Origin of the sequence: Rhodococcus sp. IEGM 1406, assembly GCF_030056745.1 — a bacterium.
GTDB lineage: Bacteria > Actinomycetota > Actinomycetes > Mycobacteriales > Mycobacteriaceae > Rhodococcus_F > Rhodococcus_F erythropolis.
Genome location: NZ_JASHKO010000008.1, coordinates 42,202 through 65,502, shown reverse-complemented (window position 1 = coordinate 65,502; position 23,301 = coordinate 42,202). Strand labels below are relative to the sequence as shown.

The window sequence follows — 23,301 nt, the reverse complement described above, 5'->3', positions numbered from 1 at the left end:
CATGGCGATCGCAACCACGACAATCGGATCCCGAGTCGGGCTCCACGCACGACCCGCAGCGCTCTTCGCGCGCGCCGCGGCCGACCTGCCGGTCGACGTCACCATCTCGCTGGGCGACGGCGAACCCGTCGACGCCTCCAGCATGTTGTCTGTCATGACTCTCGGAGCCGCATTTGGGGATTCGGTGACGTTGCGTGCTGACGGTGACGGCGCCGATGCTGCGGTCGGTTCGCTCGCAGAGTTTCTCGCCTCCGAACTGGACGAAGCCTGATGACGGCGAGTGTGGACAACCGCATCGCGGGTATCGGAGTGAGCGCGGGTTCGGTCTGTGCGCCGTGGTTGCGATTCTCCACGCCTGAGCCGACTTCGGCGTCGGACCCGATCACCGGCAGTCCCGAGGCGGAGCTGATCAGGATCCGTGAGGCACTGGACGCCGTCGCGGAGGAACTGCTCTCGCGTGCAGAGACAGTCGAGGGCGTGTCGGCGGAGATCCTGACGACGTCGGCTGCGATGGCGCGCGATGCGGGCATCGTGAAGGCGGCCAAGGCGAACCTGGAATCGGGGTTGCCGACCGCACACGCCGTCGCAGTTGCCTTCGACGCATTCTGTGAAAAGCTCACGGCGCTCGGTGGGTACATGGCCGAGCGGGCAACGGATTTGCGCGATCTCGGGCAGCGAGCCGTGGCCGTTCTTCGCGGGGAACCGATGCCCGGAATCCCCGCTCCCGGTCATCCGTACATCCTGGTGGCGCGCGACCTCGCTCCGGCAGATACAGCGACGTTGGGCAACAGTGACGTGGTCGGATTGTTGACTGCCGAAGGAGGTCCGACCAGCCACACCGCAATCTTGGCGAAGTCGCTCGGAATCCCGGCCGTGGTCAACTGCTCGGGAACCGATCTGCTGGCGGAGGGAAAACTCCTCATCCTCGACGGCACCACCGGGACGGTCACCATCGATCCCTCGGCAGAAATGCGCGAGCGCGCTGTCCTCGAAGCATCGTTCGTGGCAGAGCAGTCAGCTTCGGCACATGGTCCAGGACGCACGCGTGACGGGTTCGCGGTGAGGTTGTCGGCCAACATCGGAACCCTCGAGGACGCCGCGCGGGCCGGGGCGGCGGATTGTGAGGGCGTCGGACTGTTCCGTACCGAATTCTCGTATCTCGGGCGCCACGACGCACCTTCGGTGGAGGAGCAAGCGCAGACGTATGCGTCGGTGCTCGGGCACTTCGCCGGACAGAAGGTGGTGGTCCGCACTCTCGATTCGGGTTCGGACAAGCCGTTGCCGTTTCTCGATCTCGGGGTCGAGGAGAATCCGGCCCTTGGTATCCGCGGACTTCGTGTCGGCACGGTCTATCCCGACACCCTCATCAGTCAGCTCGACGCCCTCGCGGCGGCAGGCACCGCGACGGGCGCCGATCTGTGGGTGATGGCGCCGATGGTAGCCACTGCCGACGAGGCGAAAGACTTTGCAGAACTTGCGCGTTCGCGGGGGATCGGCAAGGTCGGAGCAATGATCGAGATTCCGGCTGCAGCGTTGCGAGCGAAGGATATCCTCGAGCACCTCGATTTTGTCAGTATCGGCACCAACGATCTGAGCCAGTACACCTGCGCCGTGGATCGTATGGCCGGAGGCCTGGCGCAACTGCTCGATCCGTGGCAGCCGGCGGTCCTCGATCTGATCGCGATGGTCGGTCAGGCGGGCGCCGACGCCGGGAAACCTGTTGGTGTGTGCGGAGAATCCGCGTCGGACCCGCTGTTGGCTCCGGTTCTGGTCGGTTTGGGCGTGACGAGTCTGTCGATGTCGGTCCCGGCATTGGGCGCAGTTCGCGCGCAACTGGCCTCTCTCGATCTGGCGGTGTGCAAGGACATGGCCGCTGCGGCGCGGGGCGCGCGAAACCCGCTCGAGGGTAGAGCAGCTGTCGCGCGGATTCGCGAGTCAGCATGAGTACATCAGGCTCGGCTGCTGTCGGCGATCCGCTCGTACTGCGGGGAACGGTGATCGGGTCTCCGATCGGCAAGATTCACGACGGAGTTGTGGTCGCGGACGGTGAGAAGATCAGCTGGGTCGGCTCGGCTGCGGACTACATGGCGTCCGCACCGGTCGTCGTCATTCCGGAACGCACCGACACGGTGATCATGCCCGGCCTGATCGATGTCCACAGCCACGGCGCAGCTGGTGCTGGTTTCCCGAACACCGACGCCGATGGTGCGAGCCGCGCTGCGGCGCACCATGGTGAGCACGGCACGACCGGAATGCTGGCCAGCCTGGTCTCTGCACCGCGCGCAGATCTGGTCCGACAAGCAACGATGCTCGCCGATCTGGTCGAACGCGGAGAACTTCTGGGTATCCACCTCGAGGGGCCGTTCATCAACGGCGTTCGCTGCGGTGCCCAGGATCCGGCGGCGATCGTGCCCGGCGATCCGGACCTTCTCGAAGCCGTCTGTGACGCTGCGCGGGGGACCGTGCGGTCCATGACCTTGGCGCCCGAGACCGAGAACTTCGAAGAGTTGCTCGCGATCATGCGTCATCGCAATATCGTGCCGAGTTTCGGTCACACCGATGCGGACGCGGCAACGACATCGGCGCGCATCGATGCTGCGGTGCAAGGGGATTGGGCCGGTCAGATCAGCGCAACCCACCTCTTCAACGGGATGCCGCCCCTGCACCATCGATCTCCGGGTCCCGTCGCGGCGTGCCTGGCGGCTGCCGCGAGAGGCGAGATGGTGGTGGAACTGATCGCAGACGGTGTGCATCTTGCGCCCGAGACCGTGTCGATGGTCTTCGACGCTGTCGGACCGGACCAGATCGCCTTGGTCAGTGATTCGATGGCCGCGGCCGGAATGGACGACGGCGACTACCAACTCGGTGCGCTCGACGTCACGGTTGCCGACGGAGTGGCAAGACTCGCGACCACCGACGGCAGTTCCGGTGCCATCGCCGGAGGGACTGCAAGATTGCTCGACGTGCTTCGCAGCACTGTCTTCGACGGCGGCGTCGCGCTGGAAGACGCTGTCGCAGCGGCAACTCGGAGCCCAGCGCGTCTGCTGGGACTTGGCGACCTGATCGGATCGCTGGCCGTGGGCTGCCGAGCCGACATCGTGGTCACCGATCGTCACTTGCGCCTGGGGCGTGTACTACTCGGCGGAAAAGCCGCCGGAAAGGAACAATCATGGAAATCGTAATTCAGCCGACACCCGCGGAGGTCGACTCGACCGTCGCGGACATCGTCGAAGGCTACGTCAGAGCCGGGGCGACGACGCTTGGGCTTGCAACGGGGTCGTCGCCGATCGGAACCTATCGTGAACTGGCAGCGAGGCATCGCGATGCCGAACTCGACTTCTCGCTGGCTCGGGCGTTTCTGCTCGACGAGTACCTGGGCTTGCCGAAACGCCATCCGCAGTCGTACTACTCGGTGATTCGGTCGGAGTTCGTCGATCACGTCAATCTGGATCCGGCGATGGTGTCGAGTCCCAACGGTGAAGCGCCGTGCCCGGAGAAAGAGATCGCGCGATACGACCAGAGCATCGCGGCGGCCGGGGGAGTGGACGTGCAGTTGCTCGGCATCGGCACCGACGGTCACATCGGCTTCAACGAGCCAGGATCGTCGTTGACTTCGAGAACTCGCGTGAAGACGCTGACCGAGCAGACCCGGATCGACAACGCACGGTTCTTCGACGGGGTGGACGACGTCCCACACCATGTGCTCACCCAGGGTCTCGGAACCATCAGCGATGCAAGGCATCTGGTGATGATCGCGACCGGAGAGGGTAAGGCCGATGCGATCGCCGCTGCCGTCGAAGGTCCGTTGTCTGCGTTCTGCCCGGCTTCGGTGATGCAATTGCATCGCCATGTCACCGTCGTGATCGACGAAGCTGCGGCCAGTTCGCTCAAACTTGCCGACTACTACCGGTATGCGCTCGAGCACAAGCCGTCGTGGCAGTCCTTCTGACATGACGGTTCTGGAGCTGGCGGTGCAGGACGTGCGGGGGGCGAGGATCGCACGTTCGGTAGGAGCGACTCGAGTCGAGTTGTGTGCGGCGCTCGGTCCGACGGGGGGATTGACGCCAAGCATTGGAGTGATCGAGGCAGCGTCGGAAGTGGGGATCGCGGTTCACCCGCTGATCCGTCCGCGCGCCGGAGGTTTTGTGTTCTCACCCGACGAAGTGTGGGTGATGGAGCACGACGTACGTGCGGCCGTGGCCGGTGGAGCTTCCGGCATCGTGGTCGGCGCGCTGACAGAAGACAATACGATCGACACCGTCGTGCTGCGTCGCATCATCGGATGCGTGGACCGTGCGAGGGTCGAGGTGACGGTACATCGTGCGATGGACGTGGTGGCCGACCGACTGACCGCGCTGGACGAACTGATCGACCTGGGCGTGACCCGCGTGCTGACGTCCGGGGGTGCGGACACCTGCAGCGAGGGCCTCGACGAGATCGGTCGAATGGTCGAACATGCCGCAGGCCGGATCCAGATCATGGCCGGTGGCGGAATAACCGTCGACGACATCCCGGCAATCGCCGCAGTCGGCGTCGATGCGGTGCATCTCTCGGCACGCAAGGTTGTCGCGGTGTCCGGTGGCCCGGGCGGGGGATCGGACGGATACGACGTCACCGATGCAGTAGTCGCGCAGGAAGCGGCAGCCGCGCTCCGCGCTGTGCGCCTTTATTAACCCCCCGCGGTTAATAAAGGCGCACGGCCCTTGGGCTCTAGACATACATGGACATCCAACTATAGGATGGTAGACATATTCACTGCTGCCTCCTGGGCGGTCCATACGAGCAAGGAACGGGTTAGCACAATGGTTGAAAATGCGACGGTTCACGAGTTGACGCACTTCGTCGGTGGCAAGCGTGTTCCCGGGACATCTGATCGATTTGCGGACGTGTTCGATCCCAACACCGGCAAGGTGCAGGCCCGCGTCCCCCTCGCGAGCAAGGCCGAGACCGAAGCCATCATCGCCAATGCCGAAGAGGCGCAGCAGGTGTGGGCAGCATTCAACCCGCAGAAGCGCGCCCGCGTGCTGATGAAGTTCCTGCAGCTCGCTCAGGCCGAGATGGATTCTCTGGCCCGCCTCCTCTCGTCCGAGCACGGCAAGACCGTCGCCGACGCCAAGGGTGACATCCAGCGTGGCCTCGAGGTCATCGAGTTCGCCGTCGGCGCTCCGCACCTGCTCAAGGGTGAATTCACCGAGAGTGCCGGCACCGGCATCGACGTGTACTCCATGCGTCAGCCGCTCGGCGTCGTCGCAGGCATCACGCCCTTCAACTTCCCCGCGATGATCCCGCTGTGGAAGGCCGGCCCCGCCCTCGCCGCCGGTAACGCCTTCATCCTCAAGCCCTCCGAGCGTGACCCCTCTGTCCCGCTGCGACTGGCTGAGCTGTTCCTCGAAGCCGGACTGCCTGCGGGTGTGTTCAACGTGGTCAACGGTGACAAGGAAGTTGTCGACGTCCTGCTCACCGACGACCGCATCAAGGCTGTTGGCTTCGTCGGCTCCACGCCGATCGCTCAGTACATCTACGAGACGGCCGCAGCTCACGGCAAGCGCGCACAGTGCTTCGGTGGCGCCAAGAACCACGCCATCGTCATGCCGGACGCCGACCTCGACGAGGTTGCCGACGCCCTGATCGGTGCAGGCTACGGCAGTGCCGGTGAGCGTTGCATGGCCATCTCGGTTGCCGTTCCCGTCGGCGAGGAGACCGCGGACGCTCTTGTCGCGAAGCTGAAGGAGCGCGTCGCGAAGCTCAAGATCGGTCGCAGTGACGACGAAGGCGTCGATTTTGGACCGCTCGTTTGCCAGGATGCCCTCGACCGCGTCAACAACTACGTGCAGATCGGCATCGACGAAGGCGCAACGGCAGTCGTCGACGGCCGCGGCTTCACCCTCGAAGGCCACGAAGGTGGATTCTTCGCCGGCGCAACCCTGTTCGACAACGTCACCTCGGACATGCGCATCTACAAGGAAGAGATCTTCGGACCTGTCCTTCAGGTGGTTCGCGCTGCCGATTACGAAGAGGCACTGCGTCTTCCGACCGAACATGAGTACGGCAACGGCGTCTCCATCTTCACCCGCGACGGCGACACCGCGCGTGACTTCACCGCTCGCGTCAACGTCGGCATGGTCGGCGTCAACGTGCCGATCCCGGTCCCGATCGCGTACCACACCTTCGGTGGCTGGAAGCGCTCCGGCTTCGGTGACCTGAACCAGCACGGTCCCGACTCCTTCCGCTTCTACACCAAGACCAAGACGGTGACGCAGCGTTGGCCTTCCGGCAAGAAGGAAGAGACCAATCACTTCGTCATCCCCACGATGAACTGATCGGACTACCTTCCATGTTTACTCTGACCGATGACGAGCGGGCGATTCGTGACACTGCCCGCGACTTCGCGGCCGAGCATCTGGCGCCCAACGCAGTGGAGTGGGATCAAACCAAGCATTTCCCGGTGGGCGTCCTCCGTAAGGCGGCGTCCCTGGGAATGGGCGGTATCTACATTCGTGAAGACGTGGGCGGCAGTGAGCTGAGCCGCGTCGACGCTGCCCGGATCTTCGAAGAGCTGGCCAAGGGCGATCCGTCGATCGCCGCGTACATCTCCATCCACAACATGGTCACGTGGATGATCGACCAGTTCGGCAACGACGAACAGCGCCACAAGTGGGTCCCCGGACTCTGCTCGATGGATCAACTGGGCAGCTACTGCCTCACCGAACCCGGCGCTGGCTCCGATGCTGCGGGCTTGAGCACCAAGGCCGTTCGTGACGGCGACGACTACATCCTCAACGGCGTCAAGCAGTTCATCTCCGGCGCAGGCACTTCCGACGTGTACGTCGTGATGGCACGCACCGGATCTGCCGGTGCCAAAGGGATCTCGGCGTTCATCGTGCCCAAGGATTCGCCCGGACTGTCGTTCGGTGCCAACGAGGTCAAGATGGGCTGGAACGCGCAGCCCACCCGTCAGGTGATCTTCGAAGACGTGCGAGTTCCTGCCGCCAACATGCTCGGTGAAGAGGGCAGCGGCTTCCGCATCGCTATGAAGGGTCTCAACGGCGGCCGGCTGAACATCGCCGCCTGCTCGGTCGGTGGGGCCCAGGCGGCGCTGGAGAAGGCAGTCGCATATCTGGTGGACCGCAAAGCTTTCGGTTCGGCACTGATCGAGTCGCAGGCCCTGCAGTTCCAGCTCGCCGACATGCGTACCGAACTCGAAGCGGCCAGGACGTTGCTGTGGCGCGCCGCTGCCGCACTCGAAGACGGAGCGTCCGACGTCGTGGAGTTGTGTGCGATGGCCAAGCGCTTTGCCACCGACACCGGGTTCGACGTAGCCAACAAGGCTCTCCAGCTTCACGGCGGGTACGGCTATCTTGCTGAGTACGGGATCGAGAAGATCGTCCGCGATCTTCGGGTTCATCAGATCCTCGAAGGCAGCAACGAGATCATGAGGGTGGTCATCGCGCGAAGCGTGGTCGCATCAGGTCAGGGAAAGCAAGGAGCAGCATGAGCGACGAGCTCGAGGTATTGATCGAAAAGCGTGACGGACTGGGGCTCATCACCCTCAACCGGCCCAAGGCGATCAACGCCCTCAACCACTCGATGGTCAAGGCGATGGCCAAGGCACTCAAGGAATGGAAGTCCGACGACGACGTCAAGGCGGTCGTACTCACGGGCGCCGGCGAGCGTGGTCTGTGCGCCGGCGGCGACATCGTCTCGATCTACCACGACGCCAAGGACGGCAAGACCGGTTCGCTCGATTTCTGGCGTGAGGAGTACATCCTCAATTCCGAGATCGCGAACTACCCGAAGCCGTACGTCGCAATCATGGACGGGATCGTCATGGGCGGCGGCGTCGGAGTGTCCGCACACGGCGACATTCGCATCGTGACCGAGCGCTCGATGATCGGAATGCCCGAGACCGGAATCGGTTTCATCCCTGACGTGGGCGGAACTTACCTGCTCTCGCGTGCTCCCGGTGAACTCGGAACGCACATCGCGCTCACCACGGCGCGGCTGAGCGCCGGCGATGCCATCGCAGCAGGCTTCGCGGATCACTTCATCCCGTCGGAGAACATCGAGACGTTCATCGCCGCACTCGCGTCGTCTTCGGTTGCCGACGCCGTGGCGCAGTACGCGGAGCCGGCTCCGGTGTCGGAACTGTTGGCCCAGCAGAGCTGGATCGACGCCGCGTACTCTGCCGACGACGTCTCCACCATCGTCGAGCGTCTTCGAGCGAGTGGAATCCCCGAGGCGGAGAAGGCAGCGGAGCAGATTCTCGGCAAGTCCCCGATTGCACTGTCGGTGACCCTGCGATCCCTGCGACATGCCAAGGAAGCAGCAAGCTTGGAAGAAGTCCTCAACGAGGAGTTCCGGGTCTCGACGGCAGCGCTCGCCTCACACGACCTGGTCGAGGGTATTCGCGCCCAGGTAGTCGAGAAGGACCGAAACCCGAAGTGGTTGCCGGCAACCCTCGAAGATGTCACTGCTGAATCCGTCGATGCCTACTTCGCCCCGCTGGGCGACAACGAGCTCGGACTCACCCCTCAACCGCAAGGCAACTGATCACCGCCGAAGGAGCATCACTAATGAGCACCATTGGATTTATCGGACTCGGTCACATGGGTGGCCCGATGGCGGCCAATCTCGTCAAGGCCGGACACAAGGTCGTCGGTTTCGATCTGGCACCCGCGGCGCTGGAGCAGGCAGTCAAAGACGGTGCATCGGTAGCGGATTCGGCGGTCGACGCCGTTCGCGGTGCCGACGTCGTGATCACGATGCTGCCGAGCGGTAAGCATGTTCTGGGTCTGTACGAAGAGCTGCTGCCGGTGGCAACACCGGGCACGCTGTTCATCGACTGTTCCACCATCGACGTCGCAGACGCCCGCGAGGCACACGACGAGGCCGAAGCGGCCGGTCACCGCAGCGTCGACGCACCGGTCTCCGGTGGAGTCGTCGGGGCTACCGCAGGCACGCTGGCATTCATGGTCGGCGGATCCGAAGCTGACTTCCAGGCCGCGTCACCGTTGCTGGACGTGATGGGCCGCAAGGTCGTTCACTGCGGCGACGCCGGTGTCGGCCAGGCTGCCAAGATCTGCAACAACATGATCCTCGGCATTTCGATGATCGCGATCAGCGAGGCATTCGTGCTGGGCGAGAAGCTCGGCCTGAGCAACCAGGCGCTCTTCGACGTGGCGTCCAACGCCTCGGGGCAGTGCTGGGCACTGACCACCAACTGCCCGGTACCGGGACCGGTGCCCACCAGCCCGGCCAACAACGACTACCAGCCCGGCTTTGCTGTCGCGCTGATGGACAAGGACCTCGGTCTGGCTGCAAATGCGCTGCGCAACAACGGCGTCGATGCGGAGATCGGGCTCAAGGCCGCGGAACTCTACAGTCGCTTCCACGCCGCGGGCGGTGGCGGTCAGGACTTCTCTGCCATCATCAACGACATCCGTGACCGTTCGACCGAAGGACAGTAGTGACCGACTTCAACACCATCATCCTCGAGCGTAAGGGTCGCGTCGGCGTCATCACGCTCAACCGCCCGAAGGCTCTCAACGCCCTGAACTCCGAGCTGATGAACGAGGTCGTCGCCGCGGTTGCCGACCTCGAAGCGGACAACGGCATCGGAGCCATCCTGATCACCGGTTCCGAGCGCGCCTTCGCCGCCGGCGCCGACATCAAGGAAATGCAGTCCAAGACGTACATGGACGCATACGTCGAAGATTTCTTCACCCCGTGGGACCGCGTCGCAGCCGCTCGTAAGCCGCTGATCGCCGCCGTCTCCGGGTACGCGCTCGGTGGTGGCTGCGAACTGGCGATGCTCTGCGATTTCATCATCGCTTCGGATACCGCGAAGTTCGGCCAGCCCGAGATCAAGCTCGGTGTCATTCCGGGTATCGGTGGCTCACAGCGCCTTACGCGCGCCGTGGGTAAGGCCAAGGCCATGGAGCTGTGCCTGACCGGCCGCAACATGGACGCAGAAGAGGCCGAGCGCGCAGGCCTGGTTGCCCGGATCGTTCCGGCCGCCGATCTGCTCGACGACGCATTGAAGACCGCAACCACCATCGCCGAGATGTCGCTGCCCATCGCGATGATGGCCAAGGAAGCGGTCAACCGTTCCTTCGAGACCACACTCGCCGAGGGCGTCCGCTTCGAGCGTCGGGTGTTCCACTCGACCTTCGCGACGGAGGATCAGAAGGAAGGCATGACCGCGTTCGTGGAGAAGCGGTCCGCCGAGTTCAAGCACCGCTGAAATTCGTTAGCGCTGAACTTTCGAACAGCTGAAACTGCCCTCACACTCGTCGAGAGTGTGAGGGCAGTTTCTTTGTGTGTACGGGTCGTCGGTTCACCACTTGGTGGGCGCGCCGCCGGTGTCGAAGTCACCCGCAGTCTTGCGAAGTTCAGTGAGGATCGTCACCAATTGCTCGAGCTTGTCCTGCTGGAGTCCGGGGTGTGCGAACACTTTGCTGTTGAGCATTTCAGTGGCTTCGAGGGCCAGCGCGCGACCCGCGTCGGAGATCTCGATGAGCGTCGCACGTCGATCGCTGGGATGCGGGACCCGTCTGACCAGCTCCGCTTTCTCCAAACGGTCGACGGCATTGGTGACGCTGGTGGGGTGAACCTGGAGTCGGGCGCTTGCCTTGGCCATCGGGAGGGCGCCCGACCTGGTGAAGGTGAGAAGCGTCAGCAGTTCGTAGCGGGCGAAGGTCAGCCCGAGAGGCTTGAGTACCTCTTCGACCCGCGCCATCATGATCTGTTGCGCACGCATCACCGACGTGACCGCAGCCATACCGTCGGCGACATCGCTCCAACCGTGCTTCGTCCACTGACGATGCGCCTCTTCGATGGGGTCGAGGGGGAGCGGCGCGGGGGGAGACATAAGTTCGATCATCCCATGCTGGCAAGCGGTCGGGTGCCTTGTCTGATTGTGTGTCGCAGCCGCTTACGTCTGTAGAGTCCCACGGGTGATTTCAATCCTCGTAGCGGGTGGCGTCTCGTTGTTCGTCGCGCTCTTCCTGACTCCGTTTCTCATTCGTGTGCTTTCGCGGCAGGGGCTCGGGCACGAGATTCGGATCGAGGGTCCACAGAGTCATCAGGGCAAGCGTGGCACCCCGTCGATGGGCGGCATCGCGATCATCGCCGGCATGTGGGCGGGCTACCTGGCGGCACACATCATCGGTTTCGGCTCGCGGCTACCGCGGTTGTCTGCATCCGGTTGGCTGGTTCTCGCGCTCGCCACGTCACTGGGAATCGTCGGCTTTCTCGACGACTTCATCAAGATCCGCAAGAAGCGCAATCTCGGGCTGAACAAGACGGCAAAGACCGTCGGTCAGCTGGCGAGCGCCATCATCTTCGGCATTCTGTTCCTGCAGTTCTCCAACAACAACGGAGTCACCCCCGGAAGCCAGTACCTGTCCCATGTGCGAGATATCTCGGTGTTCTCCATGGGTGCCATCGGCTTTGTGGTCTTCTTCTGCATTCTGGTGTTCGCCTGGTCCAACGCCGTCAATTTCACCGACGGTCTCGATGGTCTCGCGGCCGGTTCGATGGGCATGATCCTGGGGACCTACGTCGTCATCGCCGGTTGGCAGTACCGGAACTCGTGTGTCCTCGAGCCTGCCGCCGGTTGCTACGACGTTCGTGACCCCCTGGATCTCGCTATCGTCGCTGCCGCGGCAGGCGGGGCGTGCCTCGGCTTCCTCTGGTGGAATGCCGCCCCGGCTCAGATCTTCATGGGTGACACCGGCTCCTTGGCGCTGGGCGGCCTGGTGGTCGGCCTGTCCGTCACGACGCACACCGAGCTGCTGATGGTCATCATCGGCGCCCTGTTCGTGGCTGAGATCCTGTCGGTGATCATCCAGGTTCTGGTCTTCCGATCGTCCGGCCGACGCGTATTCAAGATGGCCCCGATCCATCATCACTTCGAGTTACTCGGCTGGCCGGAAACCGTCGTGATCGCAAGATTCTGGATCTTCGTCGCGATCTCGTGCGTCCTGGGACTTGCCACCTTCTACAGCGAGTGGTTCTCCGCTGCCGGTTAGACCGATTCACTCTTTCGGGTCGTATCACTCTTTCGGGTCGTAGCCAGAAGAGCGACCAGACCGAGCGACACACACGCCGTCATCGTGACGGCCAGGGCTGTGCTCGTGTTTCCCAGCAGGCCGACGGCCGGCGCGATGGCCGCACCGACACCGAACTGGAATGCACCGAGCATTGCCGCGGCAGTACCGGCCGCTTCGCCGTGACGAGCGAGCGCCAGTGCCGGGGCGTTGGGAAGAACGAACCCGATGGCACCGGCCATGACCCACAGTGCGATCACGAATCCGGCGAGCCCGCCCAGTTCCAGGACCGCGACGGCAATGACGACGGCCCCGGAGACAACTGCAGCCACGAGGGCCCACTTGGTGATCTGCTGAGGAGTCCAGCGATCGAGCAGTCGGACGTTGACCTGCGAAGCACCGATCAACGCAATCGCGCCCGCACTGAAGAGCAGTGCGAACTCCTGCTGATTGAGGCCGTACTGATCTTGATAGACAAACGACGCGCCTGAGACATACGCGAACAACGACGCCATACCGACGCTGGAGACGAGCGTCAGGACCATGAACGTGCGGTCGCCGAGCAGCGAACCGTAGGTGCGGAGAACCGACTTCAATCCGCTCGGGCGACGCTTTTCCTTCGGCAGTGTTTCGGACAGTCCGAAAGCACCGATCATCGCCGTGCCGACGCCGATCAGTGCCAGGACGACGAAGATCCCGCGCCAGTCGAGGGCGACGAGGAGGGCGCCACCGATGCTGGGCGCCAGGATCGGCGCAACGCCGAGCACGAGCATCAGCCGGCTCATCACGACGGCAACGGTGTTACCGCTGTAGAGGTCGCGGACGATCGCCATGGTGACCACTGCCGCGGCCGCCGCGCCCATGCCCTGGAAAACCCGCAGGATGCCGAGGACCGCGATGCTCGGTGCGAAGACCGCCAGCAGCGAAGCCAGGATGTGCACACCGATCCCGGCGAGCAGCGGCTTCTTGCGGCCGAGAGTGTCCGAGAGCGGCCCGACCAACAGCTGTCCGAGTGCGAGGCCGATGAGAGTTCCGGTGATCGTCAGCTGAACCGTTGACGACGAGACCCCGAGATCGGCGCCGATATCCGGCAGCGCGGGCAGGTACATGTCGATGGTGAAGGGCCCGAGCGCAGTCATGGAACCGAGGGCAAGAATCTTCCCGACGCTGGGCTTACGGTCGACACTGCTCATTTCCAGCGGGGCTGCCTCTATGGGCGGGGCTGCCTTCACGGGCGGGGCAACGGCGGTGTTCTCGGCACTCATGAAACCTTCTGGGTTGTCTGGGTCTGGCGAACTGCTCGGTCGTTCGGGCGAAATTCGTATGATCTGCGCCCGCCGAGGGAGTCAGCATCGAGACTGACCGATTTGTTCCCGAAGGGCTCGCAGTTTTCCCAGAGACTGGAACGGCGGGTGGGATCGCACTCGAATCATGCTGAGCGGAACTGTGGTTCGACGCCGTGACTCAGGGCAGAGTTACTCACTGACGCGGGTGTGGCTGAGTGGCTAGGCACCGGCCTGCAAAGCCGTTCACACGGGTTCGAGTCCCGTCATCCGCTCGTGTCGGAGACCGGAAGGCATACCGCCTGCCGGTCTTCCTTGTGAGGTCCCGGTTCACGGGGTCGGCTGCGATAGTCTGGGCTGCCGGAGCGAGCGGACCATATGAGTGAGGCACTGAATTGATTTCGGGACAGGACCTGCGATCACGGCGCTTGGACGTGGGGATCAGTCAGTTCCAGTTCGCCCGTCAAGCGGGAGTCTCGTCAGCCGTCGTCTCCGCGTGGGAACTCGACAAGGCGTATCCGAAGCCACCGGCGGAACGAGCAGTTCTCACGGCCCTCTCCGCGCTGGAAGCGGCCAAGCGTGAGGGTACGTACGCGGCACCCCGGAAGCGATCGAGCGGCAGTACCCGTGCGCGTCGAGTGACACCGGTCAACGACCCCGCCTCGGTGGCCAGGCGTGCCGTCGCGGGGGCAGGAAGCGGCGGCCCCACCGTATTGACAGCGTTCTCGGGTTGTGGCGGTATGGCCGAAGGCTTTCGGATGGCGGGGTTTTCGGTGGAGGGATACATCGAAGTCGTGCCGGAGGCGCGTGCGACCTTCGATCGGAACTTCCCCGGCGCGAGGTGCCTCGGCGAGGACCTTCGGGCGATCGACGAAGCCCGGGTGAAAGATCTTCTGGCACAAGTGGACATCGATGTGTTGGCTGGGGGACCGCCGTGTCAGGGGTTCAGCCTCGCCGGCCGGCGAGACCGCGACGATCCGCGCAACCATCTCTTCCGGAACCTGCTGCAGCTCGCCGAATTGGTGAAGCCGAAGGTCTTGGTGATGGAAAACGTGCGACTGCTGCTCAGCATGAAGGACCCGGACGGTGGGATGGTCGTCGACCGGATTCTCGGCGAGATGGCTGCATGCGGTTACGACGCGTCGGTCAACACGGTCAATGCGCAGGATTACGGCGTCCCGCAGTTCCGGGAACGAGTGTTCATCGTGGCGACCCGCCGCGACAGTAGTATCGGGCCGCTGCGTTTTCCGCCGAAGACTCACGGCGTGAATGGTGTTGCGCCGCTGAGGACTTTTCGCGATGCCACCGTCGACCTGGCCCCGCTGGAATCCGGGCAGGCTTGCGAGACGGACCCGCTGCACTGGGCCGTCGAGCATCCCGAGCACGTCTTGCGGTGGCTGCGTGATGTACCAGAAGGAATGTCGGCGCACGACAACGAAGATCCGGCCATGCGACCGTCGTCCGGGTACAACACGACGTACAAGCGCCTCCGGTGGGACGAGCCGGCGTCCACGGTCGGAACCACTTTCGGGATGATCTCGGCTTCACGCAACGTGCATCCGAAACACACGCGATCGTTGACCGTTCGAGAAGCTGCTCGCCTCCAGACCTTTCCCGACGACTACGTCTTCGAGGGTAAGTGGGGAGCGGTGCGCACGATGATCGGCAATGCGGTGCCGCCGCAGCTGGCGTCGGTACTGGCAGGAGAGATCAAGAAGGCACTCGGCTGAGATAGAGCACCTACGGAAAATGGGGCCGACAATGTCGGCCCCATTTCGAGTTACGCCCTGGCAGGGGTGTGGTGCAAGCGAATCAGCTGAGGTTGAGCTTGGCGATCAACGGCTGGACGACCTTGATGATGTCGATGACGGCGCTGAGGGTGTTGATGGAACCCATGTTTCGGTCCTCCGTGTCGTATGTACAGGTTTGTATGTACAAGGTTGTGTCTGCGTGGTGTTTCTGTACGACCTTGTGTCGCAGACACAAGTTAGCAAACTGGACGCTTGTTTTGGTCGAAATGACCACTTTGCGCTGAAGTTGCTGAAAAGTTCACGGATTGTTCAGGAGCGGAAACAAAAAACAGGCCGGACTCCCCGAAGTCCGGCCTGTCGATGACGCTTTGCGATCAGCTGAATGCCGAAAGTGCGCTGATGAGGCCGATGCCCGCAACTGCGACCTTGAGGACACTCAAGACGTCTTCGAGCTTGACACCCTCGGGCAATACGTTTTCGACAGACTCCATGTTGGATCCTTCATGTGTTGGGGTCGTGGTCCAGCGCCACTGCAAGCAAGATACCCAATCGTGACCACCTGTGAAACCCCGGCGCGAAGATCACAGTTTTGTTGCGCCGGACTCACTGGCCGTCGCAGCCATGGTGGCCGCCACTATTTGTTCCACGCTGATGCCCGCCGCCGGTAGGCAGTGGTAGAAAATTCGTTCGCAGAGGTCGACCATCTCGCCTCGTTCGAGGGTCGGCTCGTCGATCCAGTTGACGACTATTTCCTCCATGAATGCCTGCCACCCGGCGATGGTCGCCTCGACGGTCGCATTCGATTCGATGCCCAGATTTGTGAGCGCGGCGACGATCCATGTGGTGAACGTTCGGCGCATCCCGCGATAGATCGTGCGCATCCGGACGTCGCCACTGCCGGCCATCCGCATCACGGCGAGGTAAATGGTGGGGTGCTCGATAACGGCATCGACGAAAGTTTCGATACCTGAACGCAGCTGGGACGTGATCGGTAGTTCGGGATCCGGTCGCATTCGATCTTCGAGATCGGCCGAGGCAGCCTCGAGGATGGCGTTCTGGAAACCCTTCTTGTTCTTGAAGTAGTGAAACAGCAGTGGCGGCGAGACACCGGCCTCGGCTGCGACGCGATCCATCGACAGTTGGTCGAAAGGCTCGGTCCGCAACATATGTACTGCTACCTCGAGGATTTGCCTCTGACGGTCTTCGGGGGAGCGGGGGACTGCGGCCATTCCGACATCTTATGTATTGGTTCGGAAGGTTCATTGACTTTTACTCAACGCTGTCTATAACGTGAGGTAACACATACGTGAGGCGAGGAGTCCGACAGTGTCTGCTTTCGACATCGTGGTCAACGACGGGTTGTGGTTCGACGGGACGGGGGCTCCTGGTCTGCGTCGAAATCTCGGAATTCGAGACGGCGTGGTCGCGGAGGTGTCCACGACGCGCCTGGAGATCGGGCCGGACACCGAGGTGATCGACGCGGCCGGCAAGTGGGTTCTCCCGGGCTTTGTCGACGTCCACACGCACTACGACGCCGAAGCCTTGGTCAGTCCAGGCCTTCCGGAATCGGTTCGCCACGGCGTCACTACGGTCGTGCTCGGCAATTGCTCGCTGTCGACGGTGTATTCGACCCCGCGTGAGATAGCTGACCTGTTCAGCCGGGTCGAAGCAGTTCCCCACGACGCGGTGCTGCGCATCCTCGAAGCGAACAAGACCTGGACCGGTCCCGCGGCCTACACCGCCGCACTCGAAGCCCTTCCCCTCGGACCCAATGTCGCGGCATTCATCGGCCACTCCGACATCCGCACGCACGTACTCGGATTGGGGCGCGGCACCGACAAGAAGGTCAAGCCGACCCGCTCGGAACTCGGCCGGATGGGCTCGATGCTCGAGGACGCCATCGATGCGGGGATGCTAGGCCTGTCGTCGATGACCAATGCCCTCGACAAGATCGACGGCGACGAATACCGTTCTCGCTCTTTGCCGTCGACGTATGCACGGTGGAAAGAGTTCCGATTCCTCAACCGCATCCTTCGTGATCGCGGAAAGATCTTGCAGAGCGCTCCGACCATCAACCTGCATCCGAACGTCGCGGCGTTCTTCGCCGAAAGCTCCGCCATCGGACGCAAGAAGCCGCTCAAGACGTCGCTGCTCTCCGGTGCGGATTCGAAGGCCTACCCGGTGATCGTGTACTTCATGCTCGCTGCGGCCCCACTGCTCAATCGCTTCGCGAAGACCGATTTCAAGTGGCAGCACCTTCCGGTTCCCTTCACCGTCTACGCGGATGGAATTGACCTCGTCGTGTTCGAGGAGTTCGGTGCCGGCGCCGCCGCTTTGCATCTCAAGGACCAGGTGGAGCGCAACGAACTGCTCCAGGACGAGTCGTACCGTCGCGCATTCCGTAAGGACTACGACAACAAGTTCTCACCCCGCATCTGGCATCGCAATTTCTACGATGCGGTCATCGTGGGATGCCCGGACGAGACGTTGATCGGCAAGAACTTCGGTCAGGTCGGTGACATCCGCGGAGTGCACCCGGTGGACGCGTACCTCGACCTGGTGGTGAAGTACGGGCGAGATCTTCGCTGGCGCACCACCATTGCCAATCACCGGCCCAAGTTCGCGAAGAAACTCGCCGCGAGTTCCGGTGTGCAGATGGGCTTCGGCGATGCCGGCGCACATCTGCGCAACATGGCGTTCTACAACTACCCGGTGCGACTCCTCAAGCGCGTCAAGGACGCTCAGAGTGACCGCAAGCCGTTCCTCACCATCGAGCGCGCAATCCACCGCCTGACCGGTGAACTGGCGGACTGGTACGGCATCGACGCCGGACATCTACGCCAGGGCGACCGCGCGGACTTCGTTGTCATCGATCCAGCCGGGCTCGACGAGTCGGTCGACGGCTTGTTCGAGGCAACCGTTCCCGAGTACGGCGGGATCAGTCGAATGGTCAACCGCAGCGACGATGCGGCCGTCGCGACAGTGATCAACGGCCGACTCGTCTACCGCGAAGGTGAATTCGCCCCGGGATTCGGCATCGAAAAGACAGGCCAGTTCCTGCGCGCAGGTGAAAAGGCTCCGATTACACGGGCCGCGAAGACTAGCGTGGCGCTATGACTACGCCGGCGGATCGCCTCACCTCGTACTCCCGGTCCGGGCTGACCTTCGACGTACGCGACGAAGGACCGGCAGACGGTCCGGTCGTGGTCCTCCTGCACGGATTTCCGCAGGATTCCCGCTCATGGGATCATCTTGCGCCGTTACTGCACGCCCGCGGCTTCCGCACCGTGGCGCCGGACCAGCGAGGGTACTCACCCGGTGCCCGGCCGAAAGCGCGCTGGGCCTACCGCGGGTCCGAACTCGCCGCCGACACTGTCGCGCTGATCGACACACTCGGTGTGGGGAAGGTGCACCTGGTCGGCCACGACTGGGGTGCCGCGGTCGCGTGGCAGGTGGCTGCCGAACGGCCGGATTTGCTCGATACCGTTACCACGGTGTCGGTTCCGCACCCGCTGGCCTTCATCAAGGCGATGGTGACCAGCACTCAGGGACTGAAATCGTGGTACATGGGGGCGTTCCAATTACCCTTCGTTCCTGAGAAGATTCTGGCCTCGTCATCGCTGGGCGAGAAGTTCCTGGTTTCGAGTGGGCAGACGCCGGAGAATGCGCGGCGCGATCTGAACGCCATGCTCGCTCCCGGCAGACTGCGCGGCGGTCTGAACTGGTACCGCGCGATGTGGATGACCAAGCCGAACCCGGCAGCTGCCCGGGTCACCGTGCCGACCCTGCACGTCTGGAGTGACGGCGACGCCGCTATCGGGCCCAAGGGTTCTGCCCTCACTCCCGCGTTTGTCGACGGTCCGTATCGGTTCGAAGTTCTCCGGGGTGTGAGCCACTGGATTCCCGACGAGGCGCCGACGGAGTTGGACCGGTTGCTCGGCGAGCATTTCAGCAGCTGACCGAGTTGCGTACTGAAGCCCCCGCCGTCCGGCGGGGGCTTCAGTCGTCAGCAAGGTCGTCAGCAAGGTCGTCGACCAACGGTGGTCAGCGAGTTCCGAATCGCTCCTCCACCTGTTCCTTCGTCAGGCCGAACTCCTCGAGCGTGTACTTGTGCGACGGTTTGCGAGCACCCGAGCGGCTTTCCTCGTGCATGGCCTCCATCGACTGTTGGGCGGTAGATGTCAACGGGATGTCGAAGTGCGTGTAGATGTTCTCGACGGTTCCCAGTGGATCTGTGACGAAGTCCTGATAGTCGACGTCGATGAACTGCGCGGGATTGTGGTGTGCGCGTGCACTGTCGAACTGCTCGAGCCCCCTGGCCCACAATTCGAGCTGACTTTCGCCGATCACCTTGTCGGTGAACGTGTTCGACCAACCCTCTGTCGCCTGGGCGGCCAGGCTGCATACCGACGGAATGATCGTCGTAGGGGAGCGGTGAGTCTGGATGACGAGAGCGTCGGGGTACGCCTCCATCAATTCGTCGAGCGCAAACAGGTGGCTCGGGTTCTTGAGGACCCACCGTCGATCCTGATCGGGCAGACCGATCAGCTGCAGGTTCTTCTTGTGTCGTGCATAGGCGTTCGACCACTCCTGGTCCTTCAGCCATGCGGAGTACGTGGGTAGATTCGCCAGGCACTCGTACGACACGGACTTGAACGTCTGACGCAAGAGTTGCCAACATTCTTCGACTTCACTGGCCGACATGTAGTGCACGCCCATGAATTCGGGATGCTCGACGTGGTGTTGACCGAATGTCTCCTCGATCTTGGCGAAGACCGGGTTCGATTCCCACGTATCGCGAGGCGGGCGAGGCTGAGGGAACTCGGTCAGCCACATCTCGAGGCCCTGGTGAGCCGGGTCGACCGTGAGGAGGCGGTGCAAGGCAGTGGTGCCCGTGCGTGGCAATCCGGTGACGAAGATCGGCCGCTCGATCTTGACGTCGGCGTGTTCCGGATGCTCCTTCCACGCCGATTCGCTGAGGAGACGGGCCACCAGGGCGCCGCGAAGGAATACCCGAGAGATCTTGCTGCCGAAGGGCGTCAGATCCTCGTCGCGGTCGTAAGACTCGAGGAGGACCGACAGAGCCTCGGTGTAATCGTCGACGCCGAAGTCCGTCAGGCCGGTCATCCGCGTCGCCGAGGCATGGAGATCCTCGACGGTGCCGACGTGAGTGCGTTCAGTCATGGTGCTCCTAGTGATGGAATTCGCCGCAGTTGACGTCGATGCATTGGCCGGTGATCGCGCTGGCCATCGGGGACGCCAGGAAGATCGCCGCATCGGATACTTCATCCGTCGTCGGCAGGCGCTTGAGGTCGGTGTTCGACGCAGTGTGCTCGTAGATCTGCTCGACAGTCATGCCGAACTTCTCCGCCTGGTGCGCGAAGTATCCCTTGAGGGTGTCGCCCCAGATATAGCCGGGTGCAATCGAATTGACACGAATTCCCTGCGGGCCGAGTTCGGTGGCCAGGGACTGCGACATGGCGAGCAGGGCCGACTTCGCCATCTTGTAGCTGCCGTAACGCTCTTGCGAATGCCGCAACACCATCGAATTGATGTTCACCACGGAGCCGTCCGACTCGGCAAGTGCCGGCGTGAACAGCTGAGTCAGGCGCAACGCACCCAGTACGGTCAGTTCGATGCTGTCGCGGATGTGCTGGTAATCGGTGCGAGCCAACGGTTTCATCGACGGAATCGAGAATGCGTTGTTGATCAGAGTGTCGACTTTGCCGTAGGCGGCAATGGACTCGGCCACCAGATTCTCGGCGGAAGCCTGGTCGGTGATGTCGGTGGCAACGGTGACGGCGCGCCCACCGGCATCGACTATTTCTTTCGCAACGTCGTCGAGTCGCGATTGCGTACGTGCTGCGAGAACAAGACTCGCGCCGGCCGACGCACATCGAAGGGCCAGAGCGCGGCCGAGTGCCGGGCCGACTCCGGAGATGACTACTACACGGTCTTCGAGCAAGGCGGTCATGATTACCCCAGCATTCGGTTGTCGATGGCGGCCTGGCGCTGGGCAATGCGCGCTGCCCAGTCCTCGGCGGTGATGGTGTTGGTGTCGAAATGCGGCAGGTGCTTCGCAATATCTGCGACGGCGACGATTTCGACGGTGGGACCGTCCTGCGGCGTCAGCTCGCGGGACACGCGCTGCCAACGGAACTGCAGAATGCCGCGCGGATGTCCGACGGTTTCGATCCAGTTGGTGACACCGGGGTTCTTCTCGCTGACCACCATTCGGACCATCCCGTCCGGATCGACCTGTGCCTGGCCGTTGTTGAGGGAGGTCTGATGATTGACGTAGTCCAGTGAGATGTACCAGAGGCTCCCCAGTTGGAAGCCGAGATACGGTGCGTCGGAGGCGGGAACGGTGATGATCATCGCCTGCTCGTCGGTGAGTTCGTAATGTCCCACCGACGAGTACTGCGTTGCCAGCCCGCCCGGTGTCAGGCGTGGTTCGGTCATGGTGTTGACCGTGAGCTTGAGGTAGAACCACTCCGGGAACTGGAGCCACGTCTTGACCCGCGTGACCAGTGCCTTCCCAGCCCGGGCGTAACGCTTCTCGGTCTCTTCGGCGGTGAGAGGTGGCGGCGCGATCCCGATCGAATCGGTGCGCTCGATGCGGATCACGCCGCGCTGCTGACTCCAGTCGCTGTAGACCTCGCGAACGACCAGCTGCGAGGATCCGGGGGCCAGGGTGTAGTAGTTGGCTCGGCCGTCGGCGGGGCCAGGGCCGAACCAAGCGACGAAGTTGCCGTCGTCGTCTATCTCCAGCTCGCGGTCGTCGAAGGCGATTTCGCTTCCGGGAACGTTGGAGTTGGTGTAGTTCCCACTCAACACCTGGAAGCTGAGATCGGCTGTGGTGCCGCGCTTTCCGGTGACCTTGTATTCCTTGTCGTCGTTGATACGGGCGCCGAAGTAGAGGGTGTCCGGGTTGTCGAGACCCATCTTGGTGAATGGTCCGGTGCCCTGGATGAAACTCGGATGGGTCTTTTCGCTGGCCCAGGCGGCATGCGTCGTCGCGATGATTCCGCCGGCCAGGTATTGGTATCCCTCCAGTAGATCCTGTTCGGATCTGATGTGCGGCGCAGTCTCGATCAATTTCTCGGCTTCGGCGATCGCCTCGGCAAACGGGTCCGTCAGCACGCTGGCTCCTCACAGTTCCGACTATGTCGCCGGTCCAGAGCGTCGTGGTACAAATATGTACCTATTTGGTAGATGTTGGGTATTTCGACAATAGAACGCGTTCTAGGGAGTGGTCAATGGGTGGACCGGAGAAGGCGCCTGAAGAGGGACGCCCGAGGGGGAGACAATCGCCTCCCACCGAACGGGTGGTTCAGGTGCTCGACTACCTCGTCGGCCGCCCTGATCAGCGGTTCGGGCTGTCGGAACTGGCCCGCGCGCTCGAGATCAGCAAGCCCACCTGCCTGGGAATCCTCACGGCGCTGGCTGATCGTGGATACCTGACTCGGGACGAGGTGTCGAAGACCTATGGGCTCGGTCCGGCCTTGATCGCGGCCGGACGTGCAGCTCAGCGAGGATTTGCCGTCGGACCCATTGCCCGCACCCATCTGGAGAAAGTGAGCACGGAGTTCGGAACGACGTGCACGGCGTCCGGTGTGATCGGTGATCAGATCAGCGTTCTCGAAGTGACCGGACCGATCGGAGCGCGTCGCGCTGCCAAGGTCGGTCAGGTGTACCCGTTCGCACCACCGGTCGGACTGATGTACGTCCTCTGGGGTTCGGATCACGACATGGACAGTTGGCTGGGCAAAGAGCCGAGCCTGCCGGTGCGCTTGGATCGCGAGCGTCTGTGGAACGTGGTCCGCGAGTGTCGCGCTGCGGGGTATCTGGTCGAGAGTCTGGATCCAGTCGGGCAGCGACTGCACACGTTGATGGCGGGCGTTGCGACGCACGATCTTCCGCCGGAGGTGCGTGAACTGCTCGGGGAGATGGTGTCGAGCCTGGGCGAGAGGGTGTACCTCGGGCGCGACATCAGCTCTGACGACGAGCATCCCGTCAGTCTCATCGCGGCCCCGACCTACGACGCCGAAGGGCATCAGGCCCTTGTGCTGACACTTTATGTGGGCGGGGCGATTACGGGCGCCGAGATCGAGCGAAGGGCTGCGGCGCTGGTTGCGGCGGCGGATGCGGTGACGGCGGAAGTTGGTGGCCGGAGTCCGGTTCGCGGTTTGTGACGTCTGATTGCCGGTCATTGAC

The 23,301-nt window shown here is 63.0% G+C and carries 22 protein-coding genes and 1 tRNA gene; 16 read left to right on the top strand and 7 right to left on the bottom strand.

Annotated elements, in window-relative coordinates:
- Position 1: 1 nt before the first annotated feature.
- The 10 genes from QM596_RS28375 (at position 2) to QM596_RS28330 (ending at position 10,243) form a co-directional block, all read left to right on the top strand.
- Positions 2-271: an HPr family phosphocarrier protein gene (locus QM596_RS28375; protein WP_283310461.1), complete on the top strand. Its 270-nt coding sequence runs from the start codon at positions 2-4 to the stop codon at positions 269-271.
- A complete protein-coding gene (gene ptsP, locus QM596_RS28370; RefSeq protein WP_019749211.1) occupies positions 271-1,944 on the top strand; it encodes a phosphoenolpyruvate--protein phosphotransferase in 1,674 nt (557 codons plus the stop codon). The genes QM596_RS28375 and ptsP overlap by 1 nt, the downstream gene beginning before the upstream one ends.
- Complete coding sequence (locus QM596_RS28365) at positions 1,941-3,182, top strand: N-acetylglucosamine-6-phosphate deacetylase (RefSeq protein WP_069147267.1); 1,242 nt, start codon at positions 1,941-1,943, stop codon at positions 3,180-3,182. The genes ptsP and QM596_RS28365 overlap by 4 nt, the downstream gene beginning before the upstream one ends.
- Entirely contained in the window at positions 3,170-3,949 is a 780-nt protein-coding gene (nagB, locus tag QM596_RS28360) for a glucosamine-6-phosphate deaminase (protein WP_021334281.1), read from the top strand. The genes QM596_RS28365 and nagB overlap by 13 nt, the downstream gene beginning before the upstream one ends.
- A gap of 1 nt (position 3,950) precedes the next feature.
- The gene (locus tag QM596_RS28355) at positions 3,951-4,673 is read left to right on the top strand and encodes a copper homeostasis protein CutC (protein WP_020970067.1); all 723 of its coding nucleotides are present in this window, start codon (positions 3,951-3,953) and stop codon (positions 4,671-4,673) included.
- 129 nt (positions 4,674-4,802) lie between these two features.
- A complete protein-coding gene (locus QM596_RS28350; RefSeq protein WP_003941275.1) occupies positions 4,803-6,320 on the top strand; it encodes a CoA-acylating methylmalonate-semialdehyde dehydrogenase in 1,518 nt (505 codons plus the stop codon).
- 14 nt (positions 6,321-6,334) lie between these two features.
- Positions 6,335-7,495 (top strand): isobutyryl-CoA dehydrogenase, encoded by a 1,161-nt coding sequence (locus QM596_RS28345; RefSeq protein ID WP_283310460.1) that lies wholly within the window; start codon positions 6,335-6,337, stop codon positions 7,493-7,495.
- Positions 7,492-8,550, top strand: coding sequence for an enoyl-CoA hydratase/isomerase family protein (locus tag QM596_RS28340; protein ID WP_283310459.1), 1,059 nt, complete (start codon positions 7,492-7,494; stop codon positions 8,548-8,550). The genes QM596_RS28345 and QM596_RS28340 overlap by 4 nt, the downstream gene beginning before the upstream one ends.
- 23 nt (positions 8,551-8,573) lie before the next feature.
- Positions 8,574-9,467 carry a 3-hydroxyisobutyrate dehydrogenase gene (gene mmsB, locus QM596_RS28335; RefSeq protein ID WP_283310458.1) on the top strand — a complete coding sequence of 298 codons (894 nt, stop codon included), beginning with the start codon at positions 8,574-8,576 and terminating at the stop codon, positions 9,465-9,467.
- Positions 9,467-10,243: an enoyl-CoA hydratase gene (locus QM596_RS28330; RefSeq protein ID WP_003941374.1), complete on the top strand. Its 777-nt coding sequence runs from the start codon at positions 9,467-9,469 to the stop codon at positions 10,241-10,243. The genes mmsB and QM596_RS28330 overlap by 1 nt, the downstream gene beginning before the upstream one ends.
- 93 nt (positions 10,244-10,336) lie before the next feature.
- Here QM596_RS28330 and QM596_RS28325 read toward each other — a convergent pair whose 3' ends face one another.
- A complete protein-coding gene (locus QM596_RS28325; RefSeq protein ID WP_020970065.1) occupies positions 10,337-10,870 on the bottom strand; it encodes a MarR family winged helix-turn-helix transcriptional regulator in 534 nt (177 codons plus the stop codon).
- Between the two features lie 85 nt (positions 10,871-10,955).
- Here QM596_RS28325 and mraY point away from each other — a divergent pair, with 85 nt between their 5' ends.
- Positions 10,956-12,032 carry a phospho-N-acetylmuramoyl-pentapeptide-transferase gene (mraY, locus tag QM596_RS28320; RefSeq protein ID WP_003941316.1) on the top strand — a complete coding sequence of 359 codons (1,077 nt, stop codon included), beginning with the start codon at positions 10,956-10,958 and terminating at the stop codon, positions 12,030-12,032.
- On the opposite strand, the gene QM596_RS28315 is transcribed toward mraY, so the two are convergent.
- The gene (locus QM596_RS28315; protein ID WP_378669909.1) at positions 12,029-13,315 is read right to left on the bottom strand and encodes a multidrug effflux MFS transporter; all 1,287 of its coding nucleotides are present in this window, start codon (positions 13,313-13,315) and stop codon (positions 12,029-12,031) included. The genes mraY and QM596_RS28315 overlap by 4 nt on opposite strands.
- A 222-nt stretch (positions 13,316-13,537) precedes the next feature.
- Between QM596_RS28315 and QM596_RS28310 the strand changes: the two genes are divergently transcribed.
- A tRNA-Cys gene (locus QM596_RS28310) sits at positions 13,538-13,608 on the top strand.
- A 159-nt stretch (positions 13,609-13,767) separates the two neighbouring features.
- Positions 13,768-15,063 carry a DNA cytosine methyltransferase gene (locus QM596_RS28305; protein WP_060939008.1) on the top strand — a complete coding sequence of 432 codons (1,296 nt, stop codon included), beginning with the start codon at positions 13,768-13,770 and terminating at the stop codon, positions 15,061-15,063.
- An 82-nt stretch (positions 15,064-15,145) separates the two neighbouring features.
- Here the strand turns inward: QM596_RS28305 and QM596_RS28300 are convergent, their stop codons facing one another.
- Together QM596_RS28300 and QM596_RS28295 are read right to left on the bottom strand one after the other, a co-directional pair.
- Positions 15,146-15,271, bottom strand: coding sequence for a hypothetical protein (locus QM596_RS28300; RefSeq protein WP_255246884.1), 126 nt, complete (start codon positions 15,269-15,271; stop codon positions 15,146-15,148).
- 394 nt (positions 15,272-15,665) lie between these two features.
- Entirely contained in the window at positions 15,666-16,313 is a 648-nt protein-coding gene (locus QM596_RS28295; protein ID WP_019749202.1) for a TetR/AcrR family transcriptional regulator, read from the bottom strand.
- 97 nt (positions 16,314-16,410) lie between these two features.
- On the opposite strand from QM596_RS28295, the gene QM596_RS28290 reads away from it, so the two are divergent.
- Together QM596_RS28290 and QM596_RS28285 are read left to right on the top strand one after the other, a co-directional pair.
- A complete protein-coding gene (locus QM596_RS28290) occupies positions 16,411-18,201 on the top strand; it encodes an N-acyl-D-amino-acid deacylase family protein (protein ID WP_020970060.1) in 1,791 nt (596 codons plus the stop codon).
- The gene (locus tag QM596_RS28285; protein ID WP_019749200.1) at positions 18,198-19,043 is read left to right on the top strand and encodes an alpha/beta fold hydrolase; all 846 of its coding nucleotides are present in this window, start codon (positions 18,198-18,200) and stop codon (positions 19,041-19,043) included. Before QM596_RS28290 ends, QM596_RS28285 begins: the two co-directional genes overlap by 4 nt.
- Positions 19,044-19,128: 85 nt before the next feature.
- Here the strand turns inward: QM596_RS28285 and QM596_RS28280 are convergent, their stop codons facing one another.
- The 3 genes from QM596_RS28280 to QM596_RS28270 are packed head-to-tail and all read right to left on the bottom strand — an operon-like array spanning position 19,129 to position 22,227.
- A complete protein-coding gene (locus QM596_RS28280) occupies positions 19,129-20,268 on the bottom strand; it encodes a sulfotransferase family protein (RefSeq protein ID WP_020908307.1) in 1,140 nt (379 codons plus the stop codon).
- Positions 20,269-20,275: 7 nt separating this feature from the next.
- Positions 20,276-21,058 carry an SDR family oxidoreductase gene (locus tag QM596_RS28275; protein WP_007726165.1) on the bottom strand — a complete coding sequence of 261 codons (783 nt, stop codon included), beginning with the start codon at positions 21,056-21,058 and terminating at the stop codon, positions 20,276-20,278.
- Between the two features lie 2 nt (positions 21,059-21,060).
- On the bottom strand, positions 21,061-22,227 hold the full coding sequence (locus QM596_RS28270; protein ID WP_021334277.1) for a hypothetical protein: 1,167 nt from the start codon (positions 22,225-22,227) through the stop codon (positions 21,061-21,063).
- 116 nt (positions 22,228-22,343) lie between these two features.
- On the opposite strand from QM596_RS28270, the gene QM596_RS28265 reads away from it, so the two are divergent.
- Positions 22,344-23,279 (top strand): helix-turn-helix domain-containing protein, encoded by a 936-nt coding sequence (locus QM596_RS28265; protein WP_283310457.1) that lies wholly within the window; start codon positions 22,344-22,346, stop codon positions 23,277-23,279.
- Positions 23,280-23,301: the final 22 nt, after the last annotated feature.

Bases quoted from the DNA above. Each gene is read 5' to 3' on its own strand.
- QM596_RS28375 (WP_283310461.1), top strand. From the start codon at position 2: ATGGCGATCGCAACCACGACAATCGGATCCCGAGTCGGGCTCCACGCA.
- ptsP (WP_019749211.1), top strand. From the start codon at position 271: ATGACGGCGAGTGTGGACAACCGCATCGCGGGTATCGGAGTGAGCGCG.
- QM596_RS28365 (WP_069147267.1), top strand. From the start codon at position 1,941: ATGAGTACATCAGGCTCGGCTGCTGTCGGCGATCCGCTCGTACTGCGG.
- nagB (WP_021334281.1), top strand. From the start codon at position 3,170: ATGGAAATCGTAATTCAGCCGACACCCGCGGAGGTCGACTCGACCGTC.
- QM596_RS28355 (WP_020970067.1), top strand. From the start codon at position 3,951: ATGACGGTTCTGGAGCTGGCGGTGCAGGACGTGCGGGGGGCGAGGATC.
- QM596_RS28350 (WP_003941275.1), top strand. From the start codon at position 4,803: ATGGTTGAAAATGCGACGGTTCACGAGTTGACGCACTTCGTCGGTGGC.
- QM596_RS28345 (WP_283310460.1), top strand. From the start codon at position 6,335: ATGTTTACTCTGACCGATGACGAGCGGGCGATTCGTGACACTGCCCGC.
- QM596_RS28340 (WP_283310459.1), top strand. From the start codon at position 7,492: ATGAGCGACGAGCTCGAGGTATTGATCGAAAAGCGTGACGGACTGGGG.
- mmsB (WP_283310458.1), top strand. From the start codon at position 8,574: ATGAGCACCATTGGATTTATCGGACTCGGTCACATGGGTGGCCCGATG.
- QM596_RS28325 (WP_020970065.1), bottom strand. From the start codon at position 10,870: ATGTCTCCCCCCGCGCCGCTCCCCCTCGACCCCATCGAAGAGGCGCAT.
- QM596_RS28315 (WP_378669909.1), bottom strand. From the start codon at position 13,315: ATGAGTGCCGAGAACACCGCCGTTGCCCCGCCCGTGAAGGCAGCCCCG.
- QM596_RS28295 (WP_019749202.1), bottom strand. From the start codon at position 16,313: ATGGCCGCAGTCCCCCGCTCCCCCGAAGACCGTCAGAGGCAAATCCTC.
- QM596_RS28285 (WP_019749200.1), top strand. From the start codon at position 18,198: ATGACTACGCCGGCGGATCGCCTCACCTCGTACTCCCGGTCCGGGCTG.
- QM596_RS28280 (WP_020908307.1), bottom strand. From the start codon at position 20,268: ATGACTGAACGCACTCACGTCGGCACCGTCGAGGATCTCCATGCCTCG.
- QM596_RS28275 (WP_007726165.1), bottom strand. From the start codon at position 21,058: ATGACCGCCTTGCTCGAAGACCGTGTAGTAGTCATCTCCGGAGTCGGC.
- QM596_RS28265 (WP_283310457.1), top strand. From the start codon at position 22,344: ATGGGTGGACCGGAGAAGGCGCCTGAAGAGGGACGCCCGAGGGGGAGA.